This window comes from Kocuria himachalensis (assembly GCF_054784195.1).
In genome coordinates this window covers 57,420-72,514 of the sequence record NZ_BAAGPL010000004.1, presented here as the reverse complement: position 1 = coordinate 72,514, position 15,095 = coordinate 57,420, and the positions used below count along the sequence as shown (strand labels likewise).

The 15,095-nt window shown below is 68.2% G+C and carries 13 protein-coding genes; 8 read left to right on the top strand and 5 right to left on the bottom strand.

All coding sequences use genetic code 11. The annotated features are described in order from the left end of the window. Positions 1 to 2: 2 nt before the first annotated feature. Positions 3 to 839, bottom strand: coding sequence for a PaaI family thioesterase (locus ACYVM4_RS03305; RefSeq protein ID WP_460667670.1), 837 nt, complete (start codon positions 837 to 839; stop codon positions 3 to 5). 164 nt (positions 840 to 1,003) lie between these two features. On the opposite strand from ACYVM4_RS03305, the gene ACYVM4_RS03300 reads away from it, so the two are divergent. Together ACYVM4_RS03300 and ACYVM4_RS03295 are read left to right on the top strand one after the other, a co-directional pair. After that, on the top strand, positions 1,004 to 2,608 hold the full coding sequence (locus tag ACYVM4_RS03300; RefSeq protein WP_460667669.1) for an AMP-binding protein: 1,605 nt from the start codon (positions 1,004 to 1,006) through the stop codon (positions 2,606 to 2,608). 60 nt (positions 2,609 to 2,668) lie between these two features. After that, positions 2,669 to 3,904 carry a cytochrome P450 gene (locus tag ACYVM4_RS03295; protein ID WP_460667668.1) on the top strand — a complete coding sequence of 412 codons (1,236 nt, stop codon included), beginning with the start codon at positions 2,669 to 2,671 and terminating at the stop codon, positions 3,902 to 3,904. A gap of 88 nt (positions 3,905 to 3,992) precedes the next feature. Here ACYVM4_RS03295 and ACYVM4_RS03290 read toward each other — a convergent pair whose 3' ends face one another. Together ACYVM4_RS03290 and ACYVM4_RS03285 are read right to left on the bottom strand one after the other, a co-directional pair. Next, complete coding sequence (locus ACYVM4_RS03290) at positions 3,993 to 4,856, bottom strand: PaaX family transcriptional regulator (RefSeq protein WP_460667667.1); 864 nt, start codon at positions 4,854 to 4,856, stop codon at positions 3,993 to 3,995. Between the two features lie 68 nt (positions 4,857 to 4,924). After that, on the bottom strand, positions 4,925 to 5,776 hold the full coding sequence (locus ACYVM4_RS03285; RefSeq protein WP_460667666.1) for an enoyl-CoA hydratase-related protein: 852 nt from the start codon (positions 5,774 to 5,776) through the stop codon (positions 4,925 to 4,927). Between the two features lie 141 nt (positions 5,777 to 5,917). Here ACYVM4_RS03285 and ACYVM4_RS03280 point away from each other — a divergent pair, with 141 nt between their 5' ends. Beyond that, a complete protein-coding gene (locus tag ACYVM4_RS03280) occupies positions 5,918 to 7,348 on the top strand; it encodes an aldehyde dehydrogenase family protein (RefSeq protein ID WP_460667665.1) in 1,431 nt (476 codons plus the stop codon). Between the two features lie 215 nt (positions 7,349 to 7,563). Here ACYVM4_RS03280 and ACYVM4_RS03275 read toward each other — a convergent pair whose 3' ends face one another. Further along, entirely contained in the window at positions 7,564 to 8,664 is a 1,101-nt protein-coding gene (locus ACYVM4_RS03275; protein WP_460667664.1) for a Zn-dependent alcohol dehydrogenase, read from the bottom strand. Positions 8,665 to 8,868: 204 nt separating this feature from the next. Between ACYVM4_RS03275 and ACYVM4_RS03270 the strand changes: the two genes are divergently transcribed. Beyond that, positions 8,869 to 10,479 carry a class I adenylate-forming enzyme family protein gene (locus tag ACYVM4_RS03270; RefSeq protein WP_460667663.1) on the top strand — a complete coding sequence of 537 codons (1,611 nt, stop codon included), beginning with the start codon at positions 8,869 to 8,871 and terminating at the stop codon, positions 10,477 to 10,479. A gap of 168 nt (positions 10,480 to 10,647) precedes the next feature. Here the strand turns inward: ACYVM4_RS03270 and ACYVM4_RS03265 are convergent, their stop codons facing one another. Continuing rightward, positions 10,648 to 11,820 carry a CaiB/BaiF CoA transferase family protein gene (locus ACYVM4_RS03265; RefSeq protein ID WP_460667662.1) on the bottom strand — a complete coding sequence of 391 codons (1,173 nt, stop codon included), beginning with the start codon at positions 11,818 to 11,820 and terminating at the stop codon, positions 10,648 to 10,650. A gap of 115 nt (positions 11,821 to 11,935) precedes the next feature. Here ACYVM4_RS03265 and ACYVM4_RS03260 point away from each other — a divergent pair, with 115 nt between their 5' ends. The 4 genes from ACYVM4_RS03260 to ACYVM4_RS03245 all read left to right on the top strand — a co-directional run. Further along, positions 11,936 to 12,793: an enoyl-CoA hydratase/isomerase family protein gene (locus ACYVM4_RS03260; protein ID WP_460667661.1), complete on the top strand. Its 858-nt coding sequence runs from the start codon at positions 11,936 to 11,938 to the stop codon at positions 12,791 to 12,793. A 10-nt stretch (positions 12,794 to 12,803) separates the two neighbouring features. Beyond that, positions 12,804 to 13,265 carry an acyl-CoA thioesterase gene (locus tag ACYVM4_RS03255; RefSeq protein ID WP_460667660.1) on the top strand — a complete coding sequence of 154 codons (462 nt, stop codon included), beginning with the start codon at positions 12,804 to 12,806 and terminating at the stop codon, positions 13,263 to 13,265. A gap of 10 nt (positions 13,266 to 13,275) precedes the next feature. Further along, entirely contained in the window at positions 13,276 to 13,914 is a 639-nt protein-coding gene (locus ACYVM4_RS03250) for a hypothetical protein (protein ID WP_460667659.1), read from the top strand. An 83-nt stretch (positions 13,915 to 13,997) separates the two neighbouring features. Then, on the top strand, positions 13,998 to 15,095 hold a 1,098-nt coding region (locus tag ACYVM4_RS03245; protein WP_460667658.1), incomplete at its 3' end, for an MmgE/PrpD family protein.

Genomic DNA, 15,095 nt, shown 5'->3' with positions numbered 1-15,095 from the left:
GACTACAGATCGGTGGCGGATCGGTGGAGCGTGCACAGCGCTCGGGTGGCCACCTCACCGCCTGGGTTGCGGAGCTGGACGTCGGCCAGCACCACGGAGCGCGAAGCGTGCAGTGTCGTGACGTTGAGGGTCAAGCCCCCCTCCAGGTCTCCGGGGCGCAGGTAGGAGATCCGGATCGATGAGGTGTGAAAGGCCTCGCCGGGGTGCTCCGGGGAGAGCGCCCATGCCTGGTGGGCGGCCAGGTCGGAGGCGCACAGGGCCACCCCGCCGTGCAAGGTCCCAATGGGGTTGCGCATACCCGGGACAGGCGACAGGCGGAAATCGACCTTGTCGGCGCGTGCGTCCGTCACGGTCAGGAGGGAATCCAGTCCCGGCAGGGACGAGGGGGTCCCGATCGGCTCGTCGGGCTCATTGCGGCCGGCGGGGAATCCTGGAACGAAGCGCAATCGCTGACTGACCGTGGCCACCAGGTCCCCGGTGTCGGTGGTGACCCGTCCACTGGCGTGTCCCCAGCCGCCCGAGCGGTGGTCCAGGGAGGCAGCACACCGGATCCTTTCCGTGTCGGCGGCCAGCGGTTCGTGGAAGTCGATGCTGATGGCCGAGGAGACCGCCCAGTAGTCCCCGGCCCGGGCGGTCAGCACCGCGTACCCCGTGACGTTGTCCACCAGGACCCCGATGCACCCCTGGTGCAACCGCCCGTCCGCTCGGGCCGCCCACGCCCCGGGGCGCATCGAGCCCTGGGCGGTGGAGCCGAGGGTGGAGACGGATTCCATGCCGAACGCCACTTCGGGGGTGCCGTGGAAGTAGGGGACCGGTTGGGTCGTGATGGTCTGTTGCACGGGGTGCTCCTGGGGTCAACGAATGAAGTTATACAGATCTAGCAATTGAGTCACTTTTAATGTACTACTTAAGGTGATGACAGTCACAGGCCGCCCCGCGGTGGGATTGCGGCCGTCCGCTCCGGTTGCGGAGCGCCCTGATTCCACTTCAGTCGGGAGACGACATGCCCACTACGCAGACAGCACTGACCACCTCCTACTGGCCCGAGCACGTCGATGAGACGATCCGTGACATCACCCTCGGCGGGCTCCTGCGGGAGGCGGCGGCGGCAGTGCCGGACCGTCTGGCTCTGGTGGACGGGGTCCCGGATCCTGCTCAGCGGCGGACCTGGACCTACGCCGATTTCCTGCGTGACGCCGAGAAGGTGGCCCACGCGCTGCTGACCAGGTTCGCCCCGGGCACGAAGGTCGCGATCTGGGCGCCCAACAGCGCGGACTGGGTGATCCTGCACGAGGGCATCAGCCTGGCCGGCATGATCACGGTCCCGATCAACCCGGCCTACCGCGCCCGGGAACTGCAATACATCCTCAATCAGTCCGGGGCCTCGGCGATCTTCTACGCCGATCAGTACCGGGGCACGGACCTGGGGGAGATCGTGGGACAGATCCGCCCGGAGCTGCCACAGCTGCAGCTGGAGGTGCGGTCCTCCCAGTGGGAGGCTTTCCTGGAGGCCGCGGACCTGAGCACCGAGCTGCCCGAGGTGCACCCCACAGACCCCATCCAGATCCAGTACACCTCCGGAACCACCGGGTTCCCCAAGGGCGCGCTGCTGCACCACAAGGGCGTGGTGAACGAGGCGCACCTGGTGGCGCTGCGCGCCGGCATGGCCGACGGTGACGTCAATGTCAACGCGATGCCCATGTACCACGTGGGCGGCGGGGCGGTGACCTCCCTGGGGGTGGTGGCCATGCACGGGACGTACGTGGTCATGAACTTCGACCCCGGGTTGTTCCTGGAGCTGGTCGAGGCCTACCGCGGCACCCACGCCTTGTTGGTGCCCACCATGCTCCTGGGCGTCCTGGACCACCCCGACCGGCCCACCCGGAACCTTAGCTCGTTCAAGACCATGATGTCCGGGGCCTCGGCGGTCTCCCCGGCTCTGGTCCGTCGGACCGCGCAGGCGATGGGGTGCGACTTCACCATCCTCTTCGGCCAGTCGGAGATGCACGGGGTGATCTCTCAGACCAGGATTACCGATGACCCCGAGGACCAGTCGAAGACCGTGGGCCAGCCCCTGTCCCACCTGGAGGTTAAGATCGCGGACCCGATCACCGGTGAGCCCGTGCCGATCGGCGTCCAGGGGGAGGTGTGCTGCCGCGGCTACCAGGTGATGCTCGAGTACTACAACATGCCCGAGCAGACCACCCAGACCATCGACGGGGACGGCTGGTTGCACATGGGCGACCTGGGGGTGATGGATGAGCGCGGTTACCTCTCCATCAACGGCCGGCTCAAGGACATGATCATCCGCGGCGGCATGAACATCTACCCGCGCGAGATCGAAGCGCTCATCGAGGAGCACCCGGCGGTGCGCGAAGCCGTTGTCGTGGGGGTCCCGGACCCGAAGTGGGGCGAGCAGGTCGGTGCCGTGCTCAAGCTGCACCCGGACGCGGAGACGCCTGCTGCCGAGGATCTGCGCGCCTACTGCAAGGCCCAGCTGGCCGCCCACAAGGTGCCCGCCATCTGGAGCTTCGTGGAGGACTTCCCGGTCACCGCCTCCGGGAAGATCCAGAAGTTCAAGCTCCGCGAGCAGCTGGTCTCGGACTGACCCGCTCCGGAACCGACCCGTTCGTGTTCGCAGAACCCGACCACTCAGCAGGAGGACACCATGACCGAGCACACCTTGAACGAGCGTCTGTCGACCGAGCGCATCGATACCCCTGGACCCAAGTGCCCCTTCGACGGCTACGACATCTTCTCGGAGGCCTTCGCCACCGATCCTCACGAACAGTACCGAGCGATCCGGGAGTCCGCCTGCCCGGTGGCCCACTCCGAGAAGTGGGGCAGCTCCTGGATGGCCACCACCTACGACGACATCCGCGTTCTGGCACGCGACACCAAACGGTTCACCCACAAGGCCACCGAAGTGGCCGGGCCCCTGGAGGTCAGCGGCAAGCTGTTCATGCCGCCGCTGACCTCGGACTCCCCCGAGCACAAGGACCACCGATCGGTGCTCATGCCCTTTCTGACCCCTAACCGGGTGGAGGAGATGGAGCCGGCGATCCGCGCCGAGGCCAAGCGGTTGATCCAGGCGATCAAGGCCAAGGGCCACGGCGATGTCATCGAGGACTACGCCCAGCCGCTGACCCTCAAGGTGCTCACCTCGATCCTGGGCGTGGACGATGCGGAGCAGATCACCCACTGGGTGGTGCAGATGATCCGGGTCGGGCCCAAGGACCAGAGTGTGCGCGCTAGCGCGGTGTCGGAGATCATCGGCTACATCGACCGGCTGCTGCAGGAGCGGGAGGCCGCCGGCAATCCCGGGGACGACCTGCTGAGCTATCTGAACCGGGCCGAGCTCAACGGGCAGCCGCTGAGCCGCAAACACCGGATCGGCACCGGATTCCTGGTGCTGCTGGCCGGGGCCGACACCACCTGGAGCGCCATCGGGGCCACGATGTGGCACTTGGCGACCCACGATCAGGACCGGCAGCGGTTGCTCGATGAGCCGGAGCTGCTGCACACGGCCATTGAGGAGTTCCTGCGCTTCTACGCCCCGGTCACAGTGGGGCACCTGACCACCGAGGAGATCGAGGTCCAGGGCCGGCGTGTCGATACCGGTCAGCGGGTCCTGCTTCCCTTCGCTTCCGCCAACCGTGATCCGAAGCAGTTCGAGGACCCGGAGGAGGTCAAGCTCGACCGGGCACGCAATAAGCACATGACCTTCGGCGCGGGACTGCACAGCTGCCTCGGCTCCACGCTGGCGCGGCTGGAGATGCGGATCACTCTGGAGGAGTGGCTGGCGGAGCTGCCCCACTTCCGTCTGGCGGACGGGGCGGTCGTGGAGTGGACCACCGGGCAGGCCCGCGGTCCCGAGCGGGTGGAGTTCGTCGTCGAATCCTGAAGCCCTCTCGCCCGGACCAAGGGTCGCAGAAGGAGAGGGGCCCGACCGGAGTGATCCGGTCGGGCCCCTCAGGCTATGCCGTGGGCCGTCAGGGCTGGGACTGCTCTTCGAGCTTTCGCCAGGATTCCTGGACGTCGGCTTGCCACTGGTGGCGCAGCTCTTCGCAACGGGCGGCCACACGGCGGCCGATCCACCCTGGAAGCACGCCCTCGGGCAACTGCGGATCCTCTGCAGGGACCCGTTGCAGGGCCGCGGTCACCAGTAGATGCTGGCGCAGCAGCTCGGCGTCCGTGAGGGGAGTGCTGTCGGGCAACCAGGCCAGGAACCGCTCGTATCGGACACGGAGTCCCTCCAGGTCCCAGGCGCGGTGGATGACCTCTTCGATGGACAGCCCTACGTCTCCTAGGTGCCCGGTGAGGGACATCGTGTTGTCGGCCAGCTCCAGCTCGGCAATGAGCGGAGCAACGTCGGCTGTCCGCTCAGGGTGGGGACTGATCCACACCCCGGGGGCGGGGTTGCCGAAGCCGGCCCAGCCCAACCCGGCGTAGAGCTTCTTGCGCGCCGCGCGGTGGGTGTGCGGAATGGTGATGAGCAACAGGGCCCACTGCCCGTCCCAGTCACCGAAGGGGTCGGCCAGGGAGCGGACGCGGGCGCTGCCCTCACGGAACATCTGATTGGCCCGGGGCGTCAGCCGCCACCGCACGGAACGGCCGTGGCGTTCCTGCTCGATCCACCCGGCGGCCGCGGCCCGGGCGATCGCCTGCCGGGCCGCCTGCTCGGCGACGCCAAGATGTCCCAGGGTCTCCACGATGGAGGCGGTCCAGGCGCCGTCACTCCCGGCCTTCCAGACCATCTCGCCCAGCACCGTGCGCAGCAGGCTCCGGGCACTAGGAGAGAACGACAGCGGCATGTGGGGCGCGGGGGCCTCCAGGGTCTCCTGGATATCGGTCATCGGTCGGGTCGCCTTCCTGCTGCAGGCGCCGTGCAGGCTCTCTGCGCCGATCCGGGGCCGCGCACCGCTCAGCCCACCTGGGAAGGCAGGGGATTCCCGGCTGCACCGAAGTTCGGCAGACGCCGTTCCATCATAGCGGCGACCCCTTCCTGGTAATCGGGCAGCTGCATGTGGCGGCCGATTTCCTCCTTGCTGGCCTCCACCGCCACGCGAGGGCTGGGCTGCAGCAGGTCGCCCCAGAGCTGGCGCTTGGCGGTGGTCACCGCCGTCGGGGAGGTGGCCAGGAAGTGCTGGGCGTAGTCGTAGACCGCGTCCATGAAGCCCTCCCGCGGCAGGACCTGGTTGAACAGCCCCGTGTGCTCCAGCTCCCGGGCCGTGGCGACCCGACCGGTGAGGATCAGGTCCGCGGCGTGGGTGACGCCTATGAGCCGGGGCAGGATCCAGGACAGCCCGTACTCGGCTGGCAGGCCGATCTTGGGGGCCACCGTGGTGATTTTGGCGTCCTCCACGGCAAAGCGCAGGTCGCAGAACGCGGCAATGGCCACCGCGATCCCCGCACAGGCGCCGTTGACCGCGGCGATCATGGGCTTGCTCATCCCCAGTTGCCAGGCCATGTCCGCGTCATAGGCCTCATCGACGCCGTAGCCAGGGTTGCGGGCCTCTACGGACAGACCCGGGTCGTAGTGATCAGTCTTCGTGTAGTGGCCCAGGGCCTTGAAGTCGGCACCGCCGCAGAAAACGGGGTCTTCCCCGGTGACGACGATGACACGCACCGCAGGATCGGCATCGAGCTCGGCGCAGATCCATCGGTACTCGTCGTGCATCCGCCCGGTCCAGGAGTTGGCCCGGCCCGGACGGGCGAACCACACGGTGGCGATCCCGTTGTCGGCGATCTCGTACTTGGTGACCTTCAGTTCCATGACTGTTCCTCCGGTGGTGGCAGGTCGCGTATGCGCCCCGCCGTCGCTTGTTGTACAAATATAGCAAATGGAACATTATTTCTGTAATGTATGGGGTAACTGACGGCGCGCCGCACCTGCGGCCCGAACAGGCGGGATCACATGACTTCTTCGACCACCCTCACCGGGACCTATTCGATGACCATCAACGGGCAGACCACCTCCTGCGCGGACAGCTTCGGGGTGATCAATCCGGCCACCGGCGCTGAGTTCGCCCGCGCCCCGCAGTGCGCCCCCGAGCAGCTGGAGGTGGCGGTCCGGGCCGCCGAAGCGGCCCTGCCGGCCTGGGGTGCCGATGAGCAGCAGCGCATCACTGCGCTGCGCCGGCTCGCCGACGTCCTGGACGACCATGTCCAGGAGATCGCCGCCGTGCTCACCGACGAGCAGGGCAAGCCGCTCGGGGCGGCCGCCTACGAGGTCTCCGAGACGGCCCGGTGGCTGCGGGCCTCTGCGGACCTGGATTTGCCGGAGGAGACCGTGGACGCCGGGCCGGACGTGTCGGTGCGGGTCATGCGGCGCCCGCTGGGCGTCGTCGCGGCGATCACCCCCTGGAACTTCCCCCTGCTGCTGCTGGGCTGGAAGGTGGGGCCGGCGCTGCGCGCCGGCAACACCGTGGTGGTCAAGCCTTCCCCGTACACCCCGCTGAGCACCTTGCTCGTAGGCGAGCTCGCCCAGCAGGTCCTGCCCCCCGGGGTGGTCAGCGTGGTCAGCGGAGGCGACGACCTCGGGGCTCGGCTGAGCACCCACCCCGGTATCGCCAAGATCAGCTTCACCGGCTCCGTGGTCACCGGCAAGAAGGTGGCCGCCGCCGCGGCCGAGGACCTCAAGCGCTTCACCCTGGAGCTGGGCGGCAACGACGCCGCGATCATCCTCGAGGACGCCGAGCCCGAGCAGATCCTCAAGGGTGTCTTCTGGGGCGGGTTCATCAACTGCGGCCAGATCTGCGCCGGCATCAAGCGCGTCTATGTGCCCCGCTCCCGACACGACGAGATCGTCGGCCTGCTGGCCGAACGCGCCCGCGCGGTGCGGATGGGCCCGGGCACTACCGAGCGCACCCAGCTGGGGCCCCTGCAGAATAAGGCGCAGTTTGATCGGGTCGCCGAGCTCGTAGAGGAGGCCCTCGAGGCCGGTGCCACCGCCGTCGCGGGTGGAGCGCGGCGCGAGGGCGACGGCTACTTCTTCGAGCCCACCGTTTTGACGAACGTCCACGAGGGCATGCGCATCGTGGACGAGGAGCAGTTCGGCCCCGTCATGCCGATCATGGCCTACGACACCGTGGACGAGGCGGTGCGCCGGGCCAACGACAGCACGTTCGGACTCTCCGGCTCGGTGTGGGGCTCGGACATCGGCCGTGCCCAGGAGGTGGCCCAGCGGCTGCACACCGGCACGGCCTTCGTGAACGACCACTTGGCGCTCTCCCCGGACATCCCGTTCGGCGGAGCCAAGTGGAGCGGGATCGGCGTGGAAAACGGCCACTGGGGTCTGGAGGAGTTCACCCGGATCCAGGTGCTGCACACGCCGTCCCGCACCTGAGGGGGTCCCGCAAGGGCCTGCTCATGTGATGGGGAAGGGGAGGGCTGGGTCGCCCTCCCCTTCTTCGTGCCCTGCCTGCTTCGTGCCCAAGTGCCCAAGTGCCCGCGACCTCCCTCCCGGTCGCATCTTGGCATCACGGCATGGGCTCAAGGCACGGGAAAAGGTCGCGAGAACATCCTCGCGACCCCTCCTCGTGCGTGCTCGGGTCCTGCCTGCTACAGGACCATGACGGCCCGGGCGCCCTTCTGGTCCAGGCAGTAGTGGACAGCGTCGTTGACCTCGTCGAAGGCGAACTGCTCGGTGACCAGCTCGTCGAGCTTGAGCAGCCCGGCCTCGTAGAGGGAGACCAGGCGAGGCACGTCGCGCTTGATGTTGGCGGAACCGTAGAGGGAACCCTTTACGGTCTTCTCGGACATCACCATGCCGTTGAAGGCAGGGACGTTGAGGAAGACGTCGTCCCCGCCGGCGCCGACCAGCACGACCTCGCCCCCGCGGCGGGTCATCTTCACGGCATCCCGGACGGTCTCCTGGCGCCCGACGACCTCCAGGGTCACGTCTGTGCCGCGTCCGCCGGTGAGTTGGCGGATCTGCTTGGGCAGGTTCTCGCCGGGCTGCAGGGTGTGGGTGGCGCCCATGGTGCGTGCCAGCTCGAGGCGTTCTTCGTGCATGTCCACGGCGATGATGGTGCTGGCTCCGCTCATGCGCGCGCCCTGGATCGCGTTCAGGCCCACCCCGCCGCAGCCGACGACGGCGACGGTGTCGCCGATGCCGATGTTGGCGGTGTTGGCCGCAGCGCCCCAGCCGGTGAGCACACCACAGCCGATCAGGGCGGCGGAGGTCAGCGGGATGGTGTCGGGGATCTTGATGGCCGAGCGAGCCGGGACCACGCACTCCTGGCTGAAAGTGCCCAACCCGGCCATCTGGAACACATCAGCCCCGTCCATCGAGTAGCGGGTGGTGCCGTCGAGCAGAGAGCCCTTGGCGAAGGCCACCCCGGCCGTCTCGCACAGCTGCGGCTGACCCTTGAGGCAATAGAAGCACTCACCGCACTGGGCGAGCCAGGTCAGCACGACCCGGTCCCCGGGAGCGAGGTCCGTGACCCCTTCTCCGATGGCGGTCACGGTCCCGGCGGCTTCGTGGCCGAGTACGGCGGGCAACGGGTTAGGCAGGACGGCGGTGTACACCGAGATGTCGGAATGGCACACCCCGGTCGCACCGATCTTGACCCGCACTTCTCCGGTGCGGGGTTCTTCGAGATCGATCTCCCGCAGGGTCAGGGGCTGGTTGGGGGTTTCGAGAACGGCGGACAGTGGCACGGGAACTCCTCGGGCGAGTGGACTGACTACGTCACCAATACTATACACTTCTAACAACTTGAACATAGATAGTGTAAATTTAGATCTGTTCAGGTGCTCCGACGCTTTTCGGCGGGTGTGGCGCCCCACCGCGAGAAAGGAACGCGACATGAGTTCTCCTCTGAAGGACCGCTCTGCGACAGCACCGGTGGGCGGGGGTCGGTCATGAGCGAGGTAGCGGTGGCGACCGCGCCCGCGTGGGGGCGTGCTGTCGAACAGAGCACGGTCCACGGCCATCCCTGCCGTGTCTACGCCGAGCGGCCCGCCGCAGTGGCCGACTTCCTGCTCACCGCCCGCCGGTGGGCGGGGCGGGAACTGCTGGTGCAAGGCGGCCGCCGCCTGACCTTCCGCGAGCACGAGGAGGCCGTGGCCCGGGTGGCCCATGACCTGGCCGAGCGCGGTGTCGGACCCGGCTCGCGGGTAGGCCTGCTGGCCTTCAACTCCGTCGAATGGATGGTGTGCTTCTGGGCCGTGCACGCCCTGGGCGCGGTGGCCGTGCTCGGCAATGCCTGGTGGGCAGATGCGGAGGCCGCGGAGGTACTGGCCGATGCCGAGCCCAACCTGGTGATCACCGACCGGCCCCTGCCCTTCCCGACCCTGGACGTCGCCACGGTGCGCCGGGCCGTCGAGGACGTCGATCGTCACGTGGAGCTGCCCCGGTGGCCGCGTGATGAGGAGGCGCTGTCGATCATCATGTTCAGCTCCGGTACCACCGGAAAGCCCAAGGGCGTGATGATGACCGCGCGGTCGGTGATCGCCAACATCCAGAACATCCTGGTCCTCACCGGCCGGTTGCCGCATGAGATCCCGGCGGAGAAGTCCGGGGGAGTGTCCATGCTCACCGTGCCGCTGTTCCACCTGGCGGGGGTGCAGGTGTGCATGACAACGCTGCTCTCCGGTGGGCGGCTGGTTTTCCTCGACGGGAAGTTCGACCCCGCCGAGGTGCTGCGGCTGATCGAGGCGGAGAAGGTCCGGTCCTGGGGATGCATCCCCACCATGGTCAGCCGGGTGCTGGAGCACCCGGACTTCGAGGCCTTCGACACCTCCTCGGTGTCCTCCATCCCGATGGGCGGAGCCCCGGCCTCGGCGGACCTGCGCCGCCAGATCTCGGAGCGGTTCCCCCGGGTCCGCAGCGGCGGGAGCAGCATGTACGGGCTCACCGAGGCCGGCGGGGTCGTGGCCGCAGGGGCGGGCAAGGACATCGCCGGGCGCCCGGGATGCGTCGGTCGGGCCCTGCCCGTCGTGGAGCTGCGCATCGCCAACCCTCAGGCAGACGGTTCCGGTGAGATCCAGGTGCGCACCCCCACCATCACCGAGGGCTACCTCGGCGACGAGGCGCTCCTGACCGACGCCGAGGGCTGGGTCTCCAGCGGCGATCTCGGCCGGATCGACGAGGAGGGCTGGCTGTGCATCACCGGCCGGCTCAAGGACATCATCATCCGGGGCGGAGAGAACATCTCCAGCGCCCACGTCGAGGACGTCCTCCACGATCACCCGGACGTCGCCGAGGTCGCGGTCGTCGCTCTGCCGCACGCCGATCTCGGCGAGGAAGTCGGGGCCGCCGTGGTCCTGCGCGCCGGTGCTGAGGTGGCCCCGGAGTCCCTCCTGGCCGCCGTCGAAAGGCGCCTGGCGCGCTTCGAACGGCCCTCCCAGTGGTGGCGCTACGAAGGCGATCTCCCCACCAACGCCTCCGGCAAGATCGTGCGCCGCGAGGTGCAGCGACAGTGGCTCGAGGCCGGTGGGGCCACAATGTGGCACGCCCCCGTGACGGGCTGAGCCGGCGTCCCAGCAGCCCCCGGTGGGGCCCAAAAGGGGGGCGCATACCGTGATCGGTATGCGCCCCCCTTTGGGGCTGCTCCCTCTGGCGGTACTTGCCAGGGGCAGGACTGCGCTGTGCGGGTCCTTCCGGCCCGGACCTATGGGGTCCGGGCCGGAAGGAGCGACTCAGGTGGCGCGGGCCCTCAGGAGCTCCTCGCTGTGCTCTCCGGCTCTCGGCGGGCGCGGGGCCTCGTGGCGGCTGAGCTGGTCGAAGCGGATTGGGGAGTCCACCGACGGGTGGCCGTCCACGTTGATCCACGCCCCCATGGCATGGGCCTGAGGATCATCGACGACCTCGGCCGGGGTCTGCACCGGAGCCCAGAAGACATCGTGCTCATCCAAAACCGCGCTCCAGTGCTCCAGGCTCTGCTGCCGGAAAGCCTCATCGAGGATCGCGATGACCTCCCCGCGGTTCTTCGACAGGGCCCGGGGCGAAGCGAACCTCTCGTCCTCCAGCAGATCGCTGCGCCCGATGGCAGCCAGGACCTTGGGCAACTGCCGGTCCGCCTGCACCCCGACCAGATAGAACCACCGCCCATCACTGGTGGGATAGGAGTTGTACATCGGCGTGCCGCACTGCTCGCGCGGCTTCGGCGGGCGCGGATGCCCACCCATGGCCTGCACCCCCAACTCGCCGGCCAGGGCCCACATGCCGGTGCGCAGCAAGGAGGCCTCCACGAACCGGCCCCGCCCCGTGCTCTGACGCTCATGCAAGGCCGCCAGGATGCCGGCCACCGCCGTCATGGCCGTGTACGTGTCGCCCAGCCCCTGGAGCAGGGCTGCCGGAGGCGTGCCTTGGGTGGTGATCTCGTGGGCGATCCCGGTGCGCCCGAAGAACGAGGCCAGGTCGTAGCCGGCCTTGTCTTGATCGGGGCCACCCCACCCGTAGGCCGTCAGTGAGCAGTAGATCAGGTGGGCATGCCGGTCGGCGACCTTCTCGGGGGCCAGGCCCAGTCGCTCCAGGGCCCCGGGGCGCAGGTTGGTGAGCAGGACGTCGGCCGAGGCCAGCAGCTCGTGCAGCCGGTCCTGGCCATCCTCGGACTGCACGTCCAGTTCCACGGACTTTTTCCCGCGGTTGGCGGAGATGAACGCGCCGTTGGGGGCATCAGGGTTCGCGCCCATCTTGCCCCAGATGTTGCGCATCGGCTCCCCTCCGTGCGGTTCGACCTTGACGACCTCGGCTCCCCAGTCGCTCATGATCCCGCCGGCGGCCGGACCGGCCATCCAGTGCGCGAGCTCGACCACCCGGACGCCGGCAAGGGGGCGGGGGTGTTCAGTGGGCTGTGTCGTGGTGCTCATGGACTCTCCTGGGACTCGTCAACGCGATGTTTTACAGTTAAGGATACCGAATAGTCTCAAGTGTAGTATTTTAGAGCAGGTGGGGACAGTCCCCCGGTTCGGGAAGGGAGTGCGCATGAGCGATGACGCTGTGTATTTGGAGAAGCGGGGCCCCGTGGGCCATCTGGTGCTCAACCGCCCGGAGAAGCACAACGCCCTGCGGTTCTCGGACCTGGACGACCTGGTCGAGCTGCTGCACGAGGCGGAGGCCGACGACGACATCCGCGTGATCGTGCTGCGCGGCAACGGCAAGAGCTTCTGCTCCGGCCACGACTACAACGACGCGGTGCGCTCCTACGGGCTGGAGCCCCAGGCCGACGGGACCAAGCCGCGCCGGCCCAGTCAGCGTTCCCGGCTGACCCGCGACCGCCGCCTGGGGGAGGGCTACAAAGCCTTCCACTTCTCGCTTAAGCCCGTGATCGCCCAGGTGCACGGCACCTGCACGGGAGCCGGGATGTACCTGGCCGAGCTGGTTGATCTGGTCATCTGCACCGACACGGCCCGGTTCAGCCACGCCGAGCAGCGCTTCGGGCTGGCCGGCAACACCTGGCACCTGAACACCCAGATCCTCCTCTACGGGCCCAAGCGCGCCCGGGAGATCCTTCTGCTGGGCGACACCTTCGACGGGCGTGAGGCCCAGGCCCTGGGCCTGGCCAATCGGTGCGTGCCGGAGGCCGAGCTGGAGACGGCCGTGGAGGACTGGGCCACCCGGATCGCCCAGCACCCCCGCGACGCGCTCGTCACGGGCAAAGCCATGTGGCAAATGGCCATGGAGAGTCTGGGAGGCTCCGAGCAGTTCGCCCGCGGCTACGTGGGTCACACCCTGGGAACCAACCTGCGCTTCGAGGACGACGAGTTCAACTTCCTCAAGCAACGCCAACAGGCCGGGACCCGTGACGCCTTCCACCAGCGCGACACCTACTACGACCAGTGAGGATATCCACGTGAGCAACGCACCCACCACACCCCTGGACGACGTGCGGCCCCCCACAGGAACGTCCCGCCCGGTGACCCAGACGATCACCCGGAGCCTGGAATGGATCGACACCGACGCCGGGCGCCGCCATCACAACTCGGTGATCATGCGCTGGGTCGAGGCCTGCGAGATCACCCTGTGGAAAGAACGTGGTCTGCTCGAGGTGTTCATCCGTGCACCACGGGTCCAGCAGGTGGTGAACTACACCGCCCCCATCTATTTCGACCAGGAGGTGGAAATCACCGTGGAGCTGGCCCAACTGGGACGGACCTCCGTGACCTTCTCCTTCGAAGCCGCCATCATCCCCGAATCACTGCCGGAGCCGCGCACCGTGGTCGCCCACGGCACCTTCACCGTGGTCAACCTCTCCCCAGACGGTCAGCGCGCCCACCCGTGGCCCGAGCACGTGCGCACGAGTCTTCTCCGGTGAAGGACGGTCAGTGATGACGCTGATTCAGCGCTGTCTCAGCACCAACGACACCCTTCAAGCTGAGCAGCAAACCGTGCCGAAGTCATATAGCAGTCCGGTGCGCGATCTTCTGGGACGGCCCGCTTCCGACCGGGCGCTTGCGTCGATGTCGATAGTCCCACCGGTTTACCCGGCATTTGAGGACCCGGACAATCCCGTAACCCGCTACCGGAGCATCCTCCTGGCCGGCTCTAGCGCCACCTCCTGGGAAGAACTGACCGACGACGAAAAACACCAGTGGCGGCAGGCCTACCGATGTGCGCCAGCCCACTCCTATGCCAAGACGCTTCTCCATGCCGAAACCATCCGCTACGGCGATCCCGAACCCGACACCACAGCTCGCTGGGCCGACTTCACCGGGCAGGTCTTCAAATGGAATCCGTCCTGGCAGCGCTGGGAAGGCTACCCCTTCAGCTATTCGTGGGACCAGATCCCCCGTCGCATTTTCCCCCTGATAGTGCTTCCGGTCACCGAACGCCGACACCCGCTCCCTGCACCAGCACCGCGTGCAGTACCCGCAATTTGCCCGGCAGACGACCGAGGCGGCCCCATGGAGCATGGCGTGCACCCCCGGCACGAAGCTGGACCCGGAGCACTGAAATCTGCGTAAGAACTAGACCGACATTGACTCGAAAGCACCCTCTGACAGGGCGTAGCTCTCGTTCGATGATCCAAAACTGAGAGGAAACTCCCATGACTGTTGCTGTCAACGAAAAGCCCGCCACGGTGCTGCACCAGGTGCGTGTTCACCCGTCGAAGGACGACCTGCCCCGCGAGGAACAGCTGGCCTGGAAGATGGCCGAGGTCGCCGCGGACCCGGTCGAGGTCACCCCGGAGGTGACCGAGATGGTGATCAACCGCATCCTGGACAACGCCTCGGTGGCGATCGCCTCGCTCAACCGGGACCCGATCGTCTCGGCCCGGGACCAGGCGGCCGCCCACGCGCCCACCCCGGGCGGAACGGGCGCGGGGCTCTACGGCGTGGACACCGCGACCCGCAAGGTCTCCCCGGAGTGGGCCGCCTGGGCCAACGGGGTGGCGGTGCGCGAGCTCGACTACCACGACACGTTCCTGGCCGCCGAGTACTCCCACCCCGGGGACAACATCCCGCCGATCCTGGCCGTGGCCCAGCACGTGGGCGCGAACGGCCACGACCTGGTGCGCGGCATCGCCACCGGCTACGAGCTGCAGGTGGACCTCGTGAAGGCCATCTGCCTGCACGCCCACAAGATCGACCACGTCGCCCACCTGGGTCCGTCCGCGGCCGCCGGGATCGGCACCCTGCTGGGCCTGGACGTGCCGACGATCTTCCACGCGATCGGCCAGGGGCTGCACACCACCACCGCGACCCGCCAGTCCCGCAAGGGCGAGATCTCCACCTGGAAGGCCCACGCCCCCGCCTTCGCCGGGAAGATGGCCGTGGAGGCCGTGGACCGCGCCATGCGCGGGCAGACCTCCCCCACCCCGATCTACGAGGGCGAGGACGGGGTCATCGCCTGGCTGCTGGACGGCCCCGGCGCCGCCTACGAGGTGCCGCTGCCCGCCCCGGGCGAGGCCAAGGCCGCGATCCTGGACACCTACACCAAGGAGCACTCGGCCGAGTACCAGGCGCAGGCCTGGATCGACCTGGCCCGCAAGCTGCACCGCGAGCGGCCCGAGCTGGCCGACCCGGACCGGATCGCCTCCGTCGTGCTGCACACCTCCCACCACACCCACTACGTGATCGGCTCCGGGGCCAACGACCCGCAGAAGTACGACCCGACCGCCACCCGGGAGACCCTCGACCACTCG

What these genes read in the sequence shown, in the direction of transcription:
- ACYVM4_RS03300 (WP_460667669.1), top strand. Translation starts at nt 1,004, where the DNA reads ATGCCCACTACGCAGACAGCACTGACCACCTCCTACTGGCCCGAGCAC.
- ACYVM4_RS03260 (WP_460667661.1), top strand. Translation starts at nt 11,936, where the DNA reads ATGAGCGATGACGCTGTGTATTTGGAGAAGCGGGGCCCCGTGGGCCAT.
- ACYVM4_RS03265 (WP_460667662.1), bottom strand. Translation starts at nt 11,820, where the DNA reads ATGAGCACCACGACACAGCCCACTGAACACCCCCGCCCCCTTGCCGGC.
- ACYVM4_RS03285 (WP_460667666.1), bottom strand. Translation starts at nt 5,776, where the DNA reads ATGGAACTGAAGGTCACCAAGTACGAGATCGCCGACAACGGGATCGCC.
- ACYVM4_RS03295 (WP_460667668.1), top strand. Translation starts at nt 2,669, where the DNA reads ATGACCGAGCACACCTTGAACGAGCGTCTGTCGACCGAGCGCATCGAT.
- ACYVM4_RS03270 (WP_460667663.1), top strand. Translation starts at nt 8,869, where the DNA reads ATGAGCGAGGTAGCGGTGGCGACCGCGCCCGCGTGGGGGCGTGCTGTC.
- ACYVM4_RS03290 (WP_460667667.1), bottom strand. Translation starts at nt 4,856, where the DNA reads ATGACCGATATCCAGGAGACCCTGGAGGCCCCCGCGCCCCACATGCCG.
- ACYVM4_RS03280 (WP_460667665.1), top strand. Translation starts at nt 5,918, where the DNA reads ATGACTTCTTCGACCACCCTCACCGGGACCTATTCGATGACCATCAAC.